At 37.7% G+C, this 17,115-nt stretch carries 21 protein-coding genes; 13 read left to right on the forward strand and 8 right to left on the reverse strand.

The window, feature by feature from the left end:
* Window positions 1-54: 54 nt before the first annotated feature.
* Window positions 55-750, reverse strand: a complete 696-nt coding sequence (locus HMPREF2837_RS00645) for a VIT1/CCC1 transporter family protein (protein ID WP_075230507.1) — start codon at window positions 748-750, stop codon at window positions 55-57.
* Between the two features lie 218 nt (window positions 751-968).
* Between HMPREF2837_RS00645 and HMPREF2837_RS00650 the strand changes: the two genes are divergently transcribed.
* Window positions 969-2,249 carry an O-acetylhomoserine aminocarboxypropyltransferase/cysteine synthase family protein gene (locus HMPREF2837_RS00650; protein ID WP_075230508.1) on the forward strand — a complete coding sequence of 427 codons (1,281 nt, stop codon included), beginning with the start codon at window positions 969-971 and terminating at the stop codon, window positions 2,247-2,249.
* Window positions 2,250-2,312: 63 nt separating this feature from the next.
* Window positions 2,313-2,993: a RadC family protein gene (gene radC / locus HMPREF2837_RS00655; RefSeq protein ID WP_075230509.1), complete on the forward strand. Its 681-nt coding sequence runs from the start codon at window positions 2,313-2,315 to the stop codon at window positions 2,991-2,993.
* A gap of 122 nt (window positions 2,994-3,115) precedes the next feature.
* Here the strand turns inward: radC and HMPREF2837_RS00660 are convergent, their stop codons facing one another.
* From HMPREF2837_RS00660 to HMPREF2837_RS00690, 7 genes are all read right to left on the reverse strand, one after another.
* The gene (locus HMPREF2837_RS00660; protein WP_075230510.1) at window positions 3,116-3,805 is read right to left on the reverse strand and encodes a gamma-glutamyl-gamma-aminobutyrate hydrolase family protein; all 690 of its coding nucleotides are present in this window, start codon (window positions 3,803-3,805) and stop codon (window positions 3,116-3,118) included.
* A gap of 15 nt (window positions 3,806-3,820) precedes the next feature.
* A complete protein-coding gene (locus tag HMPREF2837_RS00665) occupies window positions 3,821-4,462 on the reverse strand; it encodes a redox-sensing transcriptional repressor Rex (protein ID WP_075230511.1) in 642 nt (213 codons plus the stop codon).
* Window positions 4,463-4,543: 81 nt separating this feature from the next.
* On the reverse strand, window positions 4,544-4,759 hold the full coding sequence (locus HMPREF2837_RS00670; RefSeq protein ID WP_070460469.1) for a DUF4649 family protein: 216 nt from the start codon (window positions 4,757-4,759) through the stop codon (window positions 4,544-4,546).
* Between the two features lie 9 nt (window positions 4,760-4,768).
* Complete coding sequence (locus HMPREF2837_RS00675) at window positions 4,769-5,116, reverse strand: DUF1831 domain-containing protein (RefSeq protein WP_075230512.1); 348 nt, start codon at window positions 5,114-5,116, stop codon at window positions 4,769-4,771.
* 4 nt (window positions 5,117-5,120) lie between these two features.
* Window positions 5,121-6,236, reverse strand: coding sequence for a cysteine desulfurase family protein (locus HMPREF2837_RS00680; RefSeq protein WP_075230513.1), 1,116 nt, complete (start codon window positions 6,234-6,236; stop codon window positions 5,121-5,123).
* 15 nt (window positions 6,237-6,251) lie between these two features.
* Entirely contained in the window at window positions 6,252-7,196 is a 945-nt protein-coding gene (locus HMPREF2837_RS00685; protein ID WP_049526337.1) for a ribose-phosphate diphosphokinase, read from the reverse strand.
* Between the two features lie 124 nt (window positions 7,197-7,320).
* Window positions 7,321-7,890: a CYTH domain-containing protein gene (locus HMPREF2837_RS00690; protein ID WP_075230514.1), complete on the reverse strand. Its 570-nt coding sequence runs from the start codon at window positions 7,888-7,890 to the stop codon at window positions 7,321-7,323.
* A gap of 134 nt (window positions 7,891-8,024) precedes the next feature.
* Here HMPREF2837_RS00690 and HMPREF2837_RS00695 point away from each other — a divergent pair, with 134 nt between their 5' ends.
* From HMPREF2837_RS00695 to HMPREF2837_RS00740, 11 genes are all read left to right on the forward strand, one after another.
* Window positions 8,025-8,696: a GTP diphosphokinase gene (locus HMPREF2837_RS00695; protein ID WP_075230515.1), complete on the forward strand. Its 672-nt coding sequence runs from the start codon at window positions 8,025-8,027 to the stop codon at window positions 8,694-8,696.
* Window positions 8,680-9,498 (forward strand): NAD kinase, encoded by an 819-nt coding sequence (locus HMPREF2837_RS00700; RefSeq protein ID WP_049509202.1) that lies wholly within the window; start codon window positions 8,680-8,682, stop codon window positions 9,496-9,498. The genes HMPREF2837_RS00695 and HMPREF2837_RS00700 overlap by 17 nt, the downstream gene beginning before the upstream one ends.
* Window positions 9,495-10,403 carry an RluA family pseudouridine synthase gene (locus HMPREF2837_RS00705; RefSeq protein ID WP_075230516.1) on the forward strand — a complete coding sequence of 303 codons (909 nt, stop codon included), beginning with the start codon at window positions 9,495-9,497 and terminating at the stop codon, window positions 10,401-10,403. The genes HMPREF2837_RS00700 and HMPREF2837_RS00705 overlap by 4 nt, the downstream gene beginning before the upstream one ends.
* Before the next feature lie 6 nt (window positions 10,404-10,409).
* Window positions 10,410-11,384 carry a phosphate acetyltransferase gene (pta, locus tag HMPREF2837_RS00710; RefSeq protein ID WP_075230517.1) on the forward strand — a complete coding sequence of 325 codons (975 nt, stop codon included), beginning with the start codon at window positions 10,410-10,412 and terminating at the stop codon, window positions 11,382-11,384.
* 252 nt (window positions 11,385-11,636) lie between these two features.
* Complete coding sequence (locus HMPREF2837_RS00715) at window positions 11,637-12,329, forward strand: pyrimidine 5'-nucleotidase PynA (RefSeq protein WP_049548635.1); 693 nt, start codon at window positions 11,637-11,639, stop codon at window positions 12,327-12,329.
* A 211-nt stretch (window positions 12,330-12,540) separates the two neighbouring features.
* On the forward strand, window positions 12,541-12,663 hold the full coding sequence (locus tag HMPREF2837_RS11570; RefSeq protein ID WP_261674326.1) for a hypothetical protein: 123 nt from the start codon (window positions 12,541-12,543) through the stop codon (window positions 12,661-12,663).
* A gap of 51 nt (window positions 12,664-12,714) precedes the next feature.
* A complete protein-coding gene (locus HMPREF2837_RS00720; RefSeq protein WP_053090648.1) occupies window positions 12,715-13,197 on the forward strand; it encodes a YiiX/YebB-like N1pC/P60 family cysteine hydrolase in 483 nt (160 codons plus the stop codon).
* Window positions 13,188-14,279, forward strand: a complete 1,092-nt coding sequence (locus HMPREF2837_RS00725) for a hypothetical protein (RefSeq protein WP_239665529.1) — start codon at window positions 13,188-13,190, stop codon at window positions 14,277-14,279. The genes HMPREF2837_RS00720 and HMPREF2837_RS00725 overlap by 10 nt, the downstream gene beginning before the upstream one ends.
* A 418-nt stretch (window positions 14,280-14,697) precedes the next feature.
* On the forward strand, window positions 14,698-15,351 hold the full coding sequence (locus HMPREF2837_RS00730) for a uracil-DNA glycosylase (RefSeq protein ID WP_049548445.1): 654 nt from the start codon (window positions 14,698-14,700) through the stop codon (window positions 15,349-15,351).
* A gap of 9 nt (window positions 15,352-15,360) precedes the next feature.
* Window positions 15,361-15,825, forward strand: coding sequence for an NUDIX hydrolase (locus tag HMPREF2837_RS00735; RefSeq protein WP_001135775.1), 465 nt, complete (start codon window positions 15,361-15,363; stop codon window positions 15,823-15,825).
* Window positions 15,826-15,837: 12 nt separating this feature from the next.
* The gene (locus HMPREF2837_RS00740) at window positions 15,838-17,109 is read left to right on the forward strand and encodes a dihydroorotase (RefSeq protein WP_049548446.1); all 1,272 of its coding nucleotides are present in this window, start codon (window positions 15,838-15,840) and stop codon (window positions 17,107-17,109) included.
* Window positions 17,110-17,115 lie beyond the last annotated feature (6 nt).

The raw sequence follows: 17,115 nt of genomic DNA on the forward strand, positions 1-17,115 counted from the left end.
CAAACGCCAAAAATGACGTTTGTCTTCGTTCTGAGATACCGCTCGGTATCTTTTTTAAATACTAAACAACTGTCCGAATAGATAGGTAACTCCCATGGTCAACAAACCGATACAAAGGTTACGAATCATAGCTGTTTTGGTTGGTGCTTTTCCAAGTTTAGCACTGGTGTAGCCAGTAACTAATAGAGAAATTGCTACAATAACAACAGTAGCAGGGATTCGGTGGTCACTTGGAAAGATGGTAATGGAAAGCATTGGTGGTAAACTACCAAGAACAAAAGCGATGAAGCTAGATGCTGCAGCATGCCAAGGATTAGTAAATTCTTCGTACTCGATTCCGTATTTTTCCTCAACCAAAGCCTTGAGTGGATTTTTCAAAAAGGCTTTGTTGGTTAGTAGTTGAGCAGATGTTTCACACTCACCATTTTGAAGATAAGCTGCATAGAGGGATTTTTTAGCAGCATTCAAGTCCTTATCTAAAAGGAGTTGTTCGCGGGCTACAGCGGCCTCCTCAGTGTCTTTCTGAGTAGATACAGATACATACTCGCCACCAGCCATAGAAAAGGCACCCGCTAAGATGGCAGCCAAACCTGAAAGAAAGATTATCCAGATATTGCTTGTAGCACTGGCAACCCCGATAACAACTCCAGCTATAGAGATGATTCCATCATTCGCTCCTAGCACACCAGCTCGCAAGATATTTAAACGACCAGTAAAGTTTGCATCAATTTCATGTGTAATTTCTGACATAATATTCTCCTTTCTATCCATTATAAAGTATGGGAGAAGTGAAAACAAACATTTTTAACTATCTGAAAAAAGTTCTACAATTCTAATAAAAGATTGCTATTTTTCTCTATCAGGCATAGCCATAGCTAGTGCTTATGCCAATATATAACAAAATTGTATTTGTAACCTAGTGTAATAGGTGATACAATGAACCTAATGAAATCTTTGGAGGTCTGACTATGACTCGTGAATTTAAATTTGAAACTCTACAATTGCATGCAGGACAAGTGGTAGATGCGACTACCAAGTCTCGTGCTGTACCCATTTATCAAACAACATCCTTTGTATTTGAAGATACACAAGAAGGTGCAGAACTTTTTGCACTTCAGAAGGCTGGGAATATCTATACTCGTATCACAAACCCAACAACTTCAGCCTTTGAAGAGCGTATTGCAGCTCTTGAAGGTGGTGTTGGTGCTCTTGCCACAGCATCTGGGATGGCAGCTCTTACTTATACTATCCTTGGACTTGCTCACGCAGGTGATCATGTTGTTGCAGCTTCAACTATCTACGGTGGGACCTTTAACCTTTTGAAAGAAACCCTTCCTCGATATGGAATCACCACAACTTTTGTTGATATTGATGATTTAGAAGAAGTGGAAGCAGCGATTAAAGATAATACTAAACTTGTCTTGATTGAAACATTAGGTAATCCAGTTATCAACATTCCTGATATTGAAAAGATTGCTGAAATTACTCATAAACACCAAATTCCTTTGGTTGCTGACAATACCTTTGCAACACCATACCTCATTAATGTTTTTTCTCATGGTGTTGACATTGCGGTTCACTCAGCAACTAAGTTTATCGGTGGACACGGTACAACTATTGGTGGTGTCATTGTTGATAGCGGCAAGTTTGATTGGGCAGCTTCAGGGAAGTTCCCTCAATTTGTCAATGAAGATCCAAGCTACCATAATTTAAGCTACACTAGAGATGTAGGTGCAGCAGCCTTCATCGTTGCCCTTCGTGTTCAATTGCTACGTGACACTGGTGCAGCTCTGTCACCATTTAACTCATTCTTGCTCTTGCAAGGTCTTGAAACACTTTCTCTCCGTGTTGAGCGCCATGTTCAAAATGCTGAGAAAATCGTTGATTTCCTTGTTAACCATCCAAAGGTAGAAAAGGTCAACTATCCAAAACTAGCAGATAGTCCATATCATGCTTTGGCTGAAAAATACCTACCTAAAGGTGTTGGTTCAATCTTTACCTTCCATGTTAAAGGTGGAGAAGTAGAAGCTCGTAAGGTGATTGATAGCTTAGAAATCTTTTCAAACCTAGCCAATGTGGCAGATGCAAAATCATTGGTGGTTCATCCAGCAACTACCACTCATGCCCAGTTGTCTGACTCAGATTTAGAAGCAGCAGGAGTAACAAAAAATCAAATCCGTCTATCAATTGGTCTTGAAAATGTTGATGATTTGATTGAAGATTTGCGTCTTGCTCTTGAAAATATTTAAAAATAGATAAAATTTATCTGGTTTAAGCTCCTTCTCACGAATAATAAAGTGAGGAGGATTTTTATGTATAGTATTTCATTTCAAGAAGATTCGCTCTTGCCAAGAGAACGACTGGTGACAGAAGGAGTAGAGAGTTTGAGTAATCAGGAATTACTAGCTATTTTACTCAGAACGGGGACACGCCAATCTACTGTTTTTGAAATTGCACAAAAAGTATTGAATCAATTAAATTGCTTAACTGATTTGAAAAAAATGACACTACAAGAACTACAGGGATTATCAGGTATTGGTAGAGTGAAAGCTATTGAGTTGCAAGCGATGATTGAGCTGGGAAGTCGTATTCACAAACAAGAAACCATTGAGGCAGAGAGTATCCTCAGTAGTCAAAGACTGGCTAAAAAGATGCAAGCTGAACTGGGAGATAAAAAACAAGAGCACCTGGTGGCGCTCTATCTGAATACTCAAAATCAAATCATTCATCAGCAAACCATTTTTATCGGCTCAGCTACTAGAAGTATTGCTGAACCACGGGAAATTCTCCACTATGCTTTGAAGCATATGGCAACATCTATGATACTGGTTCATAATCATCCATCTGGTGCTGTCATGCCAAGTAGAAATGATGACCATGTTACGAAGCTTGTCAAAGAAGCCTGTGAGTTAATGGGTTTGGTCTTATTGGACCATCTAATTGTTTCACACTCCGATTATTTTAGTTATCGTGAGAAGACGGACCTCATATAAATGAATTTAATACAAAACGCATCTCTATGGGAAATAATTACATAATAAAAAGCATCATTTCGAGCTTTTTGAACACCTGAAATAATGCCTTTTTCTTTTTGAAACCCTTTTGAGGCAGCCACTTACAATTTATTTACGACATAGTCAAAGAGCTTTTTATCCTTGGGACGATTTTCATAGAGACTCTCAGGATGCCATTGAACACCGAGAAAGCGAATCTGATCAGTTGTCATTACAGCCTCGATAATGTTATCTTTTGGATCATAGGCGATAACCTTGAGATTAGGAGCCAAGTCCTTAATGCTCTGGTGGTGGAATGAATTGATATGGGAAATTTCCCCGTAAATTTCTCTAAGAATGTTATCTGGCTCTGTTGCCAAGCGCTGAGTGGTGTATTCGGCAGTAGAGTCTTGCCAGTGGTCTTCAATATCTTGAAATAAGGTACCACCCATAGCAACATTAAAGAGTTGAGTCCCACGACAAACAGAAAAAATGGCTTTATTTTGCTGGATAGCTTCTTTTATCAGAGCTAACTCAAAGATATCTCTTTGTAAGTGGTAGTCATCACTATCAATGGTCTTTTCTTCATCATAAAACTTAGGATCGACATTTTGCCCACCAGTAAGGATGAGCTTATCTACCATTGAAACATAAGCACGAGCCATGTCTTCATCACCGATGGGTAAAATAAGAGGTATACCACCTGCTTCTTTGACACCTTCGACAACCCCCTTGATACAATAACTCATCATCAACTCATCATCAGGATGAGCTTTTTCGTTTCCTGTAATCCCAATAACTGGTTTTTTCATAAATGCTTTCGCTTTCTAATCCTCTTTTCTCATGAAATAGAGGAGAGTTTGCAATTCACTAGTTAAATCTACATACTGAGCTACCACATCTTTTGGTAGTTGGAGATGAACGGGTGAAAAGCTTAAAATTCCTTTAATACCTGCTTCGACAAGGAGATTAGCTACTTCTTGTGATTTGACACTCGGAACTGTTAAGATTGCAGTTTTAACATCTGCATTCTTTATTTTATCCTTGATTTGGGAAATTCCATAAATTGGGATTCCATCAGGAGTTTGTGTTCCAACTTCAGGATGATCGTCCAAATCAAAAGCCATAATGATTTTCATTTTATTGCGTTCATGGAAGCGGTAGTGGAGTAGGGCATGTCCCATGTTACCAATACCAACAAGCATGACATTTGTAATCGAATTATCATTCAGAAGATCAGCAAAAAAGGTCATTAGCTTTTTAACATCATAGCCAAAACCACGACGACCAAGTTCGCCAAAGTAGGAGAAGTCTCGTCGAACAGTAGCAGAATCAATTCCAATCGCCTCGGCAATTTGTTTTGAGTTTGCTCTTTCAATCTTTTCGGAATTAAATCTTTTGAAGATACGATAATAAAGAGAAAGTCTCTTTGCTGTTGCTTTTGGAATAGCAGACTGTTTTTCTTTCACAAAATCACAACCTTTCTAAATACTATTTTATAGAAAGATTGTGAAAAAATCAACAAAAATAAGAAAAAACTAAGAAAAATCTTAGCTTATCTTCGTAAAATCATAGTGAGATAGAAAACGATAGAGATTTCCCAGAAGCCCCTGATAGATTTCTTTTCCATTATAGGTCAGAGAAGTAATGACAGTAGTATCTGGAAGAGTCACACAGCCTGAAAGTGATAGCATGAGTGCTTCATAATCTTCGTATTCTAAAACGCGATCGACTTGATAGGTATCTTTGTAAGTTAATCGAAACATGATTGCCTTCTATCTTTCGCTTTTAGTAAATACATCACGTTCAACAAGACTATCCATCAAGAAGTAAAATTTCTCTTGGTGGATATGAGTTTCTTCTGACTTAAAGATATCGACTAAACGTAGACCAAATTTATCAGTGATGTTGATTTTTGCACCTGTTAAGTCTTTGTTGATGATAATCTTAAGTTGGAAACCTTCCCCACTATTTGGAACTTTTTCAAGAAGACGCGTTAGTTCATAGTTACCAACCTTAGTTTCAAAAAAAGTGTTATCTTTTAGAGTGAACTTTTTGACGGTTGGGCTAAGTGTGTAATTATAACGGCAATTTTTAAGACTAATGGTTTTTTCGAATGCCATTGAGTTAACCTCCAATGATTTCTTTTAGAGTTTGTGCGAGAGTGATTATTTCTTGCCCTGTATTTTGAGGTGAAATGCTGACGCGAACGGATTCGTGTAAGCGAGGAGAGTCTTCACCGTAGAAAGCCTGAAGAACATGACTAACCTGAACGACACCTGCAGTACAAGCAGAGCCAGTTGAAATAGAAATACCTTCAAGATCTAGACGAAGGAGTAGTAGATCATTACGTTGACCTGGGAATCCAATATTAAGGACATAAGGTAGCTGGTTTTTCCCTTGATTGAGGTAATAGTCTGTCCCAGCAATTTCATTTAAGAATGTGTCTTTTAGTTTTTGAACCTTTTTAAAGTTTTGTGCTTGGTTTTCAAGATCATCCTTTAGAGCTGCTACCATTCCTACAATGGCAGGAAGATTTTCTGTTCCTGCTCTTTTTTTCTGCTCTTGATCACCACCATGAAGGTAGGAATCAAAATCTGTAGATGCAGCATAGAGAAAACCAACTCCTTTTGGACCATAAAATTTGTGTGCAGAAGCACTGAGAAAATCAATTCCCAATTCTTCGGGAAGTATCTCTAATTTACCGATTGCCTGAACTGCATCGACATGATAGACGGCTGGATGATTTTTTAGAACCTCACCAATTTCAGCAATAGGTAACAGTGTACCCGTTTCATTGTTGGCAAACATAGTAGAAACAAGAATGGTATCTTCACGCAGTGCATTTTTGACTTGGTCTGCAGTGATTTCTTGATGTTCAGGCTGTAAAATAGTCACTTCAAAACCAAAATTTTCAACCAAGTATTTGATGGGTTCTAGAACAGCATGGTGCTCAATCGCAGTAGTGATAATGTGCTTTCCACGATTTTGATGGCGAAGGCAGTAGCCGATGATAGCAGTATTATTGCTTTCAGTACCACCAGTGGTAAAGAATATATGTTGTGGCTTTGTTCCTAGTAAACTTGCTAGTTCTTGACGAGATTCTCGTAATAGTTTACCTGCTTGGCGCCCATGTCCATGAATACTAGAAGGGTTGCCATAAGTTTTTTGCATGACTTGAGTCATTGCTGAGATAGCTACTGAAGACATCGGAGTCGTTGCAGCATTATCCAAATAAATCAAAAATTCACCTAATTTCTATTTAAATAGTGGACTAACTGGTTTTCTTTCATGAATACGAACCATAGCATCACCAATCAATTCGCTAGCAGTGATGTATTGCACGTTTTTAGGTTTTCTACTTTCTGTCAAAACAGAATCTGTAACCAAGATTTCCTTGATATTTGTTGCATCCAACAGCTCTGCAGCCCCGTTAACGAATAGTCCATGACTTGAAACTGCATAGATTTCAGTTGCTCCGTCGCGCTCTAGGATTTTAGCGGCTTCAGAGAAGGTACGACCAGTGTTAAGAATGTCATCAATCAAGATTGCCTTCTTACCTTCAACATCACCGATAATGTAACCTTGACTGCGTTCAGAATCATCTTGTGCATAATCAATGATTGCAATTGGTGCATCCAAATATTCTGCGAGACTACGAGCACGTTTTACACCCGAGTTTTTAGGACTAACAACAACCACATCTGAACCAGTCAAACCTTTATCGCAGTAGTGTTTTGCAAAAAGTGGGATTGTATAGAGGTTATCTACAGGAATGTCAAAGAAACCTTGAACCTGAACAGCATGAAGATCAAGAGTCAATACACGACTAACTCCGGCTTTTACCAACATATTAGCAACAAGTTTAGCTGTAAGTGGTTCGCGAGAAGAAGCGATACGGTCTTGGCGAGCGTAGCCGAAGTATGGAAGTACAACGTTAATGGTATTAGCACTAGCACGAACACAAGCATCAACCATAATCAAGAGTTCCATCAAGTGGTTATTTACTGGATAACTAGTTGATTGGATGATATAAACATCGTATCCACGAACACTTTCTTCAATGTTAACTTGGATTTCACCATCTGAAAATTGGCGTGAAGAGACTTTTCCAAGTGGAACACCTGCAGCATCTGCGATTCTTTGAGCAATTTCCTGGTTGGAAGATAGTGCGAAAAGTTTCATGTTTTTTGTATCTGACATCGATAAACCGTCCTCTTTAAACTATGTGAATCGCTGTAGTAAAACACTTTTAATGATAAATGCTCTCTACAAAAGATTCTATTATTTTTCATCCCTTTTATTTTATCAAAAAAAGAAGATTGTTTCAGTATTTTTTCATATTTTCTATAAAACGAACCAATTTCGAAGGAGCTTTTTTGTAATGGATTTCATTGACTTGTAAAAATTCTTGGAAATCAAGGCTACCTTGCTTACCATCTTCTACTTCTAATTCAAGCTCATAGTCAACAATATCAAAGTATTCACTTTGATCAAGAGCCATGAGTCCGATAGGAGTTTGCTTTTCGTAACGAACAGTAGTTAGGCAACCTAAAACTACCCAGCCACTGGTTGAAAGTCCACGGCTAGTCAATTCGTCAAGAATCATTCCTTGTGGAAGTTTACATTCTTTGAGACAATAGTTTGCTTCCTCTAGGCTTAAATCTTGATTGTACTCCATATTTCCAACTTTTTGTGGAATTTTTATGGTCAATTCAGCGCTATTTTCAAAAGTACGAATGCGCATAGCAATTTTATGCTTACGAAGGTAAAAATCAGGCGTGTCTAGGTAGTAATTTTTTTGTGTAATAGGTGTGACTCCTGAAAAGTGAGTTTGTAATTTTTTATATTCATCCTGGTTTAGGAGTGTTTTCATTTCAATTTCTAAATGTTTCATTTTTTTAACTTTTTCCTTATCTTTGAAAGCGATTATATGGTATAATAAGCATTGTATTTATTGTATAAGATTTTTCCTAGAAAATCAAAAGCTAGATAAATCGAAGTGTATAGAGAATTGGATGAAAAAGATATATGATTACGGAATGGGAAGAATTTTTAGATCCTTACATTCAGGCTGTCGGAGAGCTGAAGATAAAACTCCGAGGTATTCGAAAACAATACCGCAAACAAAATAAACATTCTCCAATTGAGTTTGTAACTGGTCGAGTCAAACCAATCGAAAGTATAAAAGAAAAAATGGCTCGTCGAGGGATTGGATACGATACGCTGGAACAGGATTTACAAGATATTGCAGGTTTACGCGTCATGGTTCAATTTGTAGATGACGTGAGCGAGGTTGTTGCCATCCTTCGTAAGAGGCAAGACATGAGAGTGGTACAAGAACGTGACTACATCACTCATCGAAAGGCTTCAGGTTATCGTTCTTACCATTTGATTATTGAGTATACTGTTGACACAATCAAGGGGGCAAGAACGATTCTGGTGGAGATTCAGATTCGTACCTTGGCGATGAATTTCTGGGCTACCATCGAGCATTCTCTTAATTATAAATATCAAGGCGATTTTCCAGAAGAAATTAAGGAACGTTTGGAAATTACAGCAAGGATATCCCATCAATTGGATGAAGAAATGAGTAAAATTCGTGATGATATTCAAGAAGCACAAGCTCTCTTTGATCCATTGCATAGAAAGTTAAATGACGGGGTAGGTAATAGTGACGATACCGATGAAGAATACAGGTAAACGAATTGATCTAATCGCTAATCGCAAACCTCAAAGTCAAAGAGTCTTATATGAATTAAGAGATCGATTAAAAAAGAATAACTTTATATTAAATGATAAACATCCCGATATCGTGATTTCCATAGGTGGGGATGGGATGCTTTTGTCTGCTTTTCACAAGTATGAAGACCAGCTGGATAAGGTTCGCTTCGTTGGTGTTCACACGGGTCATTTAGGTTTCTATACGGATTACCGTGATTTTGAACTGGACCAATTGCTTACTAATTTACAGTTAGATACTGGAGCTCGTGTGTCTTATCCACTTTTAAATGTAAAGGTATTTTTGGAAAACGGGGAAGTGAAGATTTTCCGAGCTTTGAATGAGGCTAGCATTAGGAGAGCTGATAGGACTATGGTTGCCGATATTATCATTAACCAAGTACCATTTGAACGTTTTAGAGGAGATGGCCTGACGGTATCGACGCCAACCGGGAGTACAGCTTATAATAAATCTCTAGGTGGAGCTGTTTTGCATCCTACCATTGAGGCCCTTCAATTGACAGAAATTGCGAGTCTCAACAATCGTGTCTACCGAACCTTAGGTTCGTCTATCATTGTGCCTAAGAAGGATAAGATTGAATTGATACCGACACGCAATGATTATCATACGATTTCTGTTGACAATAGCATTTATTCTTACCGTAATATTGAAAGAATAGAATACCAAATAGACCACCACAAAATTCACTTTGTCGCAACACCAAGCCATACTAGTTTTTGGAATCGTGTCAAGGATGCCTTTATTGGTGAGGTGGATGAATGAGGTTTGAATTTATTGCTGACGAACATGTCAAGGTAAAGACCTTTTTAAAAAAACACGAAGTCTCGAAAGGTTTACTTGCCAAAATCAAGTTTCGAGGTGGAGATATTCGCGTAAACGGTCATCCACAAAATGCAACCTATCTCTTAGATATTGGGGATGTGGTTGTCATCGACATTCCTCCTGAGGAAGGTTTCGAGACACTAGAAGCCATTGATTATCCACTGGATATTCTGTTTGAAGATGACCATTTCTTGATTTTAAACAAACCCTTTGGTGTGGCCTCGATTCCTAGTGTCAATCATTCCAATACCATCGCTAACTTTATCAAGGGCTATTATGTGAATCAGGACTACGAAAATCAACAGGTCCACATTGTAACTAGACTAGATCGAGATACTTCGGGCCTCATGCTTTTTGCTAAACACGGGTATGCCCATGCTAGACTAGACAAGCAGTTGCAGAAGAAAGCTATTGAAAAGCGTTATTTTGCTCTAGTCAAAGGAGATGGGTTTCTGGAGCCGCAAGGCGAAATCATTGCACCGATTGCTCGAGATGAAGATTCCATTATCACTAGACGAGTGGCAAAAGGTGGTAAATATGCTCATACCTCCTATCGTATAGTGGAGTCTTATGGCAAAGTTCATCTTGTTGATATTCACCTACATACGGGAAGGACCCACCAGATTCGTGTCCATTTCTCTCATATAGGTTTCCCTTTGCTTGGCGATGACCTCTATGGTGGTAGTCTTAAACATGGCATAGAGCGTCAAGCTCTGCATTGCCATTACTTATCGTTTTATCATCCTTTTCTTGAAGAGCAGTTGGAGATGGAAAGTCCACTGCCGGATGATTTTAAGAATCTTATAACTCAGTTATCAAATAATAATTTATCTAAAAAGGAGTAAAAACTCATGGAAGTTTTTGAAAGTTTAAAAGCCAACCTAGTTGGTAAAAATGCACGTATTGTTTTGCCTGAAGGTGAAGAACCACGTATTCTTCAAGCTACAAAACGCATCGTAAAAGAAACAGATGTTATCCCTGTCCTGCTAGGAAACCCTGACAAAATTAAAATCTATCTTGAAATCGAAGGAATCATGGATGGTTATGAAGTAATCGATCCTGCACATTACCCTCAATTTGAAGACATGGTAGCATCACTTGTAGAACGTCGTAAAGGAAAAATGACTGAAGAAGAAGCTCGCGAAATTTTGGTTAAAGACGTGAACTATTTTGGTGTTATGTTGGTATACATGGGCTTGGTAGATGGAATGGTTTCAGGAGCTATTCACTCTACTGCGGCAACTGTTCGCCCAGCCCTTCAAATCATTAAAACACGTCCAAATGTTAGTCGTACTTCAGGTGCCTTCCTTATGGTTCGTGGCACTGAGCGTTACCTATTTGGTGACTGTGCCATCAATATCAATCCTGATGCTGAAGCTTTGGCAGAGATTGCAATTAACTCTGCTATCACAGCTAAGATGTTCGGTATCGAACCAAAAATTGCGATGCTAAGCTATTCAACTAAAGGTTCTGGTTTTGGTGAAAGCGTAGATAAAGTTGTTGAAGCAACTAAGATTGCTCATGATCTTCGTCCTGACCTTGAAATTGATGGGGAATTGCAATTTGATGCTGCCTTCGTTCCAGAAACAGCTGCTCTTAAGGCACCAGGAAGCAAGGTTGCTGGACAAGCAAACGTCTTTATCTTCCCAGGTATTGAAGCAGGGAATATTGGTTACAAGATGGCAGAACGTCTCGGTGGATTTGCAGCGGTTGGTCCAGTATTGCAAGGTTTGAACAAACCAGTTAATGACCTTTCTCGTGGATGTAATTCAGACGACGTCTTCAAACTTACTCTTATCACAGCAGCCCAAGCTGTACACCAATAAAATACAAGATAGCTCCTTTTCTCTTAAAGGAGCTTTTCAAGTAGGAAGAATTCAAACTGGTTATTAAAAGGTGATAGGAATATCGGCTTTTGTTAATACTCGGTGAAGTTTATAGATAAAACCTATAGATACCCAAAGACCTAGTTGGGACCATAGTCAATACTGCCAGTTCTATAGAAATTAGCTCATGCAATCTTTTGAATGACTATTTATTTTTTTACTCACTTAATGTTCAGAAAGGAGCATTTAGATTTGAAATATAAGTATTTACTCTTCGACCTCGACCACACACTACTCGATTTTGATGCTGCCGAGGATATAGCTCTGACTCAACTCTTGGAAGAAGAAGGAGTAGTGGATATACAAGCCTATAAAGATTACTATGTACCAATGAACAAGGCTCTTTGGAAGGATTTGGAACAGAAAAAAATTACAAAGGCTGAGTTAATTAACACACGTTTTGCAAAATTGTTTGCTCACTTTGGCATTGAAAAAGATGGGGCTTACTTAGCAGAGCGCTACCAGTTTTTCCTATCAAAACAGGGGCAGACTTTCCCAGGTGTCGAAGATTTATTAAAAAAATTGATAAGTAAGGGCTATGAACTCTATGCTGCGACAAATGGAATCACCTATATTCAGACAGGTCGTTTGGAACAATCTGGAATCGCACCATATTTCAAGGAAATTTTCATATCAGAACAACTCCATACCCAAAAACCAGATGCTGAATTTTATGAAAAAATTGGAGCTCGTATCCCTAATTTTGATAAAAATCAGACCCTTATGATTGGTGATTCTTTGTCAGCTGATATTCAAGGTGGAAATAATGCTGGCATCGATACCATCTGGTACAATCCTCATCATCTGGAAAATAAGAGCTTAGCCCAGCCAACTTATGAAGTCGACTCTTATCAGGCTCTGCTTGATTGCTTGGTGCTCCTTTAAAAATTACAAAATATAAAAGATTCTGTTCTGTAAAACATGGAGTTCAAGGATTTTTTGAAAACGTTTTAAATCTTTTGACAAATTATTTTTTTTAGGTATAATAAAATTGTACACAGATAAAAAATAAACAGAAAGAAGGAGATTGACATGGACAGTTGAGTTGTTTATGATAAGTAATTCCAATAGTTGTGATTTATTTAGGAGAAAAAATATGAGCAAATTAACTAAAAAATTAAGTATAGGTATCATTTTTTTGTCATTATGTGGTTTTAACGAATATGTCTACGCTATGGAGGAATCTATAGATAAAAATGAAATGAGAGTTTGGGAATAATCTGTTTTAGAAGATATAAATTCTGAAACTCCCAGAGGTGACTGGAAAACAATGGACAGAGCTGCACATGGAGGATGTACATGGAGAGATGGTGTTATTTGTATAACTGATTCATATGCGGTAACTCCTCATTTTAACAATGGGTATGCTGGAATTGTAGCAGCTGACCCTTACTATTATGCAACGATTGAATCTAATTCAGGATCAGGGGTTCAAGTTGTATATGGGAATTGGACAAGTCGGTTTAGTGGTAGTACTGTTTATCAAATAGGGGTTAAAAAAACAAGTATTCGAGATGATCAAAAAGTTGCATATTGGGCTGCTAGACAAATCGGAAAACCTTATAACTATGAATTTTTCAATATTAATACTAGAAGTAAATTTTATTGTTCTCAGTTAGTTTGGGCAGGGTATAAAGATGTAACAGGAGTAGATATTGGTACTTGGGATTGGGGTTCTGCTATCCATCCGTTTGAGCTACTTAAATCGAGAGAAACGATATTAATATATAGGAGCAAATCAGTATGGTATTGAAAAGAAATAAAAGAGCCATAAACTTCATGTTGATGTTAATAAGTGCTTGTTTCTGCCTTATTTGTCTAAGTGCCTGCCAGTCAAATAAGTTAAATTCAGTAGATGATTATAAAATGGCTATCTGGGATAGCGATAAAATAGCTGTCTTTGATGATTATGATTTAAATGAGTTCAAGGATAATATAGCGAGAAAAGAAAAATATATCTATTGGGCAGAAAGTTTTTCGGAAGCAGGATCCTATTCAACTGCAAAAACAAAAGACACACCTGCTCTAAAAAGATATGTATCTAGAATTAATAAGGAAAATTTAAGTGAAACGTTTAAATTAGCAGAAGGAAATGATGCATACGCATCTATAACAGATGGGGATTATTTATATGCGACTGCTGTCTTTACAGATAGAATTGAATTTTATAAATATGATAATAATTTAGAGGTTGTCACTAATGTTACCGTGAAAAATGATGGTCAGCTGAATGCCAGTCAACAGTTTGTTATTGTAGATGATTATTTATACTTACTTGTAACCACATTGGATTTGTCTACTCAAGTTCCTAATGCCGAAATTTGGAAAATGGATAAAGAATTCAACATCGTCGAAAAATATAATCTGGACGAAACATCAGCATATATGAGAATGGTTAATGTAGATGATGTCTTGTATATTGTGGAAGCACTTAGTGGGCGTAATTCTGATGGAGAATATAAGTCAGGAAATAAATTATTGGTTTTTGATTTAAAGAGTCAAAACAAGAATTATATCGATATTCCTGAAAAGTATCCAACAAATATTCACTATGATGCTAAAAATAATCAATTGATTATAGAGAATGAGGGATTGTATAATGGCGAATTTTCCTTTACTACAGTCAATCTAGACAATTTAGAAAAAGATATTATTCATTTAGAAGGCTTTAGTACAGAGCAATATATTGCACCATATTTTACATTTAAAGACAACATCTATTATTTTTTATTTAATGATTCTCTGGTAAAATATGATATTACTGATAAAAATCAAACGATTATTAATCTAGAAAAATATAAAATAAGAGATGCTCATTATATGATTGTTAAATAGTTTCTTTATTGAGTGATCTCCAAAATTTAATCTTAAGGATGTGCTTAAGCGTAGTCCTACCAATCTCCCCTTGGGTCGAGCTAAGGGGAGATTTGATTTAGTTTTTTTACAGGAGATTTAAAAAATTTTGCAAGGAAGAGATTTGAAAATATAGTAGATTGAACTTAGAATAGTACGCTACGAATTCTAAAACATTTTTAAAAATTATTTTGACTTTCCTAATCGATTTGTTCATATCTTATTTCAATCCACTATATAATAATAGTTTTTGAAATGACTAGCTATCTTTCAAATTGGAGGACTTGCTGTAGTCTTGAATCTTTATAAAATTTATCAACACGTTTATAGATACTGTAAAAAGTGGTTTAGATAGCCACTTTTTGCTATAATAGAGGCAGTATAAACGAAGGAGTTGGCTATGGAACACTCGTCTTGGCATGCTTTAATTAAGGAGCAATTACCGGAAGGTTATTTTGGGAAAATCAATCACTTTATGGAGCAGGTTTATGCTCAAGGAACTGTATATCCTCCTAAAGAAAAGGTTTTTCAGGCTCTTATAACAACTCCTCTGGAAGAGGTTAAGGTTGTTATCCTTGGTCAAGATCCTTATCATGGACCTGGTCAAGCTCAGGGTTTGAGTTTTTCAGTTCCAGATGCTATTCCAGCACCTCCTTCTTTGCAAAATATCTTGAAAGAACTTGCTGATGATATTGGTCTAAAAGCTTCACATGATTTGACTTCTTGGGCAGAGCAGGGGGTCTTGCTTCTCAATGCTTGCTTGACGGTTCCTGCTGGTCAAGCAAATGGTCATGCTGGGCAGATATGGGAACCTTTTACAGATGCTGTAATCAAGGTTGTCAATAATCTTGATAGACCCGTAGTTTTTGTACTTTGGGGTGCTTATGCACGTAAGAAAAAGTCCTTGGTTACAAATCCTCAGCACTTGATTATCGAATCAGCCCACCCAAGTCCTCTTTCAGTTTACAGAGGATTTTGGGGGTCAAAACCATTTTCAAAAGCAAATGCATTCTTAAAAGAAAGTGGACAAGAGCCAATCGATTGGCTTAGATAAGGAGAAAATATGCCTCAGTTAGCGACGATTTGCTACATTGATAATGGAAAAGAACTGCTCATGCTTCATCGCAATAAAAAGCCTAATGATGTCCATGAAGGAAAATGGATCGGTGTAGGTGGAAAGTTAGAGCGTGGAGAAACTCCACAAGAATGTGCGGCCCGCGAGATTTTAGAAGAAACAGGATTGAAGGCTAAGCCAGTTCTTAAAGGTGTAATCACCTTTCCTGAGTTCACACCAGACTTAGACTGGTACACTTATGTGTTTAAGGTGACGGAGTTTGAGGGTGAATTGATTGACTGTAATGAAGGGACTTTAGAATGGGTTCCTTATGATGAGGTTTTGAGCAAACCAACCTGGGAAGGAGACCACACCTTCGTAGAGTGGCTTTTAGAAGATAAACCATTCTTTTCAGCAAAGTTTGTTTATGATGGTGATAAGTTATTGGATACCCAAGTGGATTTCTACGAATAAAGGAGAAAGCAGATGTTACTAATTAAAAATGGTCGAGTAATGGATCCTAAGTCTGGTTTGGATCAAGTGTGTGATGTCTTGATTGAAGACGGTAAAATTGTCAAAATTGCACCACAAATTAGTGAAAAAGATGCAGAGGTCATTGATGCAACTGGTCTTGTAGTTGCACCCGGTTTGGTGGATATCCATGTTCATTTCCGTGAACCTGGTCAAACTCATAAAGAAGACATTCATACAGGAGCACTAGCAGCAGCTGCAGGTGGATTTACAACTGTCGTTATGATGGCTAATACTAATCCAACTATTTCTGATGTAGTGACCCTGCAGGAAGTTCTTCAATCTGCGGCAAAGGAAAAGATCAACGTTAAATCTGTAGCAACGATTACCAAAAACTTTAATGGTCAAGACATAACTGACTTTAAAGCTCTTTTAGATGCTGGTGCAGTTGGATTTTCTGATGACGGGATTCCTCTTGAAAGCAGTAAAGTGGTCAAGGAAGCCATGGAAGATGCTAAAAAGTTAAACACCTTTATCAGTTTGCACGAAGAAGATCCTGGACTGAATGGTACGCTAGGTTTTAATGAAAACATCGCTAAAGAACATTTCCATATCTGCGGTGCTACCGGGGTTGCTGAGTATGCTATGATTGCACGTGATGTTATGATTGCCTATGCAACCAAAGCCCATGTCCACATTCAGCACTTGTCTAAAGAAGAGAGTGTCAAAGTTGTCGAGTTTGCTCAGGGTCTAGGTGCTCAGGTAACATCAGAAGTAGCACCGCAACATTTCTCTAAAACTGAAGCTCTTCTCTTGACCCAAGGAAGCAATGCAAAAATGAATCCACCTTTACGATTAGAGTCAGACCGCCTTGCTGTTATCGAAGGTCTTAAGTCAGGAGTTATTTCTGTCATTGCAACTGACCACGCGCCTCACCATGCTGATGAAAAGAATGTCGAGGATATCACTAAAGCTCCTTCAGGTATGACCGGACTTGAAACTTCCTTGTCACTTGGTTTAACTTACTTAGTAGAAGCTGGCGAGTTGAGCTTGATGCAGTTATTAGAAAAAATGACAGTAAACCCTGCCAAATTGTATAATTTTGAAGCGGGTTATTTGGCTGAAAATGGACCTGCAGACATTACCATTTTTGACGCTAAGGTAGACCGTATTATAGGATCACATTTTGCTTCTAAAGCATCTAACTCACCATTTATCGGTGAAGAGTTAAAAGGGCAGGTCAAATACACCATCTGTAAGGGCCAAATCGTTTATCAAGTAGAGTAGGAGCTT

The organism is Streptococcus sp. HMSC071D03, from assembly GCF_001812125.1.
GTDB classification, from domain to species: Bacteria; Bacillota; Bacilli; order Lactobacillales; family Streptococcaceae; genus Streptococcus; species Streptococcus pseudopneumoniae_N.

Coding starts and splice junctions, on each gene's coding strand:
- HMPREF2837_RS00645 (WP_075230507.1), bottom strand. CDS start 750: ATGTCAGAAATTACACATGAAATTGATGCAAACTTTACTGGTCGTTTA.
- HMPREF2837_RS00650 (WP_075230508.1), top strand. CDS start 969: ATGACTCGTGAATTTAAATTTGAAACTCTACAATTGCATGCAGGACAA.
- radC (WP_075230509.1), top strand. CDS start 2,313: ATGTATAGTATTTCATTTCAAGAAGATTCGCTCTTGCCAAGAGAACGA.
- HMPREF2837_RS00660 (WP_075230510.1), bottom strand. CDS start 3,805: ATGAAAAAACCAGTTATTGGGATTACAGGAAACGAAAAAGCTCATCCT.
- HMPREF2837_RS00670 (WP_070460469.1), bottom strand. CDS start 4,759: ATGTTTCGATTAACTTACAAAGATACCTATCAAGTCGATCGCGTTTTA.
- HMPREF2837_RS00675 (WP_075230512.1), bottom strand. CDS start 5,116: ATGGCATTCGAAAAAACCATTAGTCTTAAAAATTGCCGTTATAATTAC.
- HMPREF2837_RS00685 (WP_049526337.1), bottom strand. CDS start 7,196: ATGTCAGATACAAAAAACATGAAACTTTTCGCACTATCTTCCAACCAG.
- HMPREF2837_RS00690 (WP_075230514.1), bottom strand. CDS start 7,890: ATGAAACATTTAGAAATTGAAATGAAAACACTCCTAAACCAGGATGAA.
- HMPREF2837_RS00695 (WP_075230515.1), top strand. CDS start 8,025: ATGATTACGGAATGGGAAGAATTTTTAGATCCTTACATTCAGGCTGTC.
- HMPREF2837_RS00700 (WP_049509202.1), top strand. CDS start 8,680: ATGAAGAATACAGGTAAACGAATTGATCTAATCGCTAATCGCAAACCT.
- HMPREF2837_RS00705 (WP_075230516.1), top strand. CDS start 9,495: ATGAGGTTTGAATTTATTGCTGACGAACATGTCAAGGTAAAGACCTTT.
- pta (WP_075230517.1), top strand. CDS start 10,410: ATGGAAGTTTTTGAAAGTTTAAAAGCCAACCTAGTTGGTAAAAATGCA.
- HMPREF2837_RS11570 (WP_261674326.1), top strand. CDS start 12,541: ATGAGCAAATTAACTAAAAAATTAAGTATAGGTATCATTTTTTTGTCA.
- HMPREF2837_RS00720 (WP_053090648.1), top strand. CDS start 12,715: ATGGACAGAGCTGCACATGGAGGATGTACATGGAGAGATGGTGTTATT.
- HMPREF2837_RS00725 (WP_239665529.1), top strand. CDS start 13,188: ATGGTATTGAAAAGAAATAAAAGAGCCATAAACTTCATGTTGATGTTA.
- HMPREF2837_RS00730 (WP_049548445.1), top strand. CDS start 14,698: ATGGAACACTCGTCTTGGCATGCTTTAATTAAGGAGCAATTACCGGAA.
- HMPREF2837_RS00735 (WP_001135775.1), top strand. CDS start 15,361: ATGCCTCAGTTAGCGACGATTTGCTACATTGATAATGGAAAAGAACTG.
- HMPREF2837_RS00740 (WP_049548446.1), top strand. CDS start 15,838: ATGTTACTAATTAAAAATGGTCGAGTAATGGATCCTAAGTCTGGTTTG.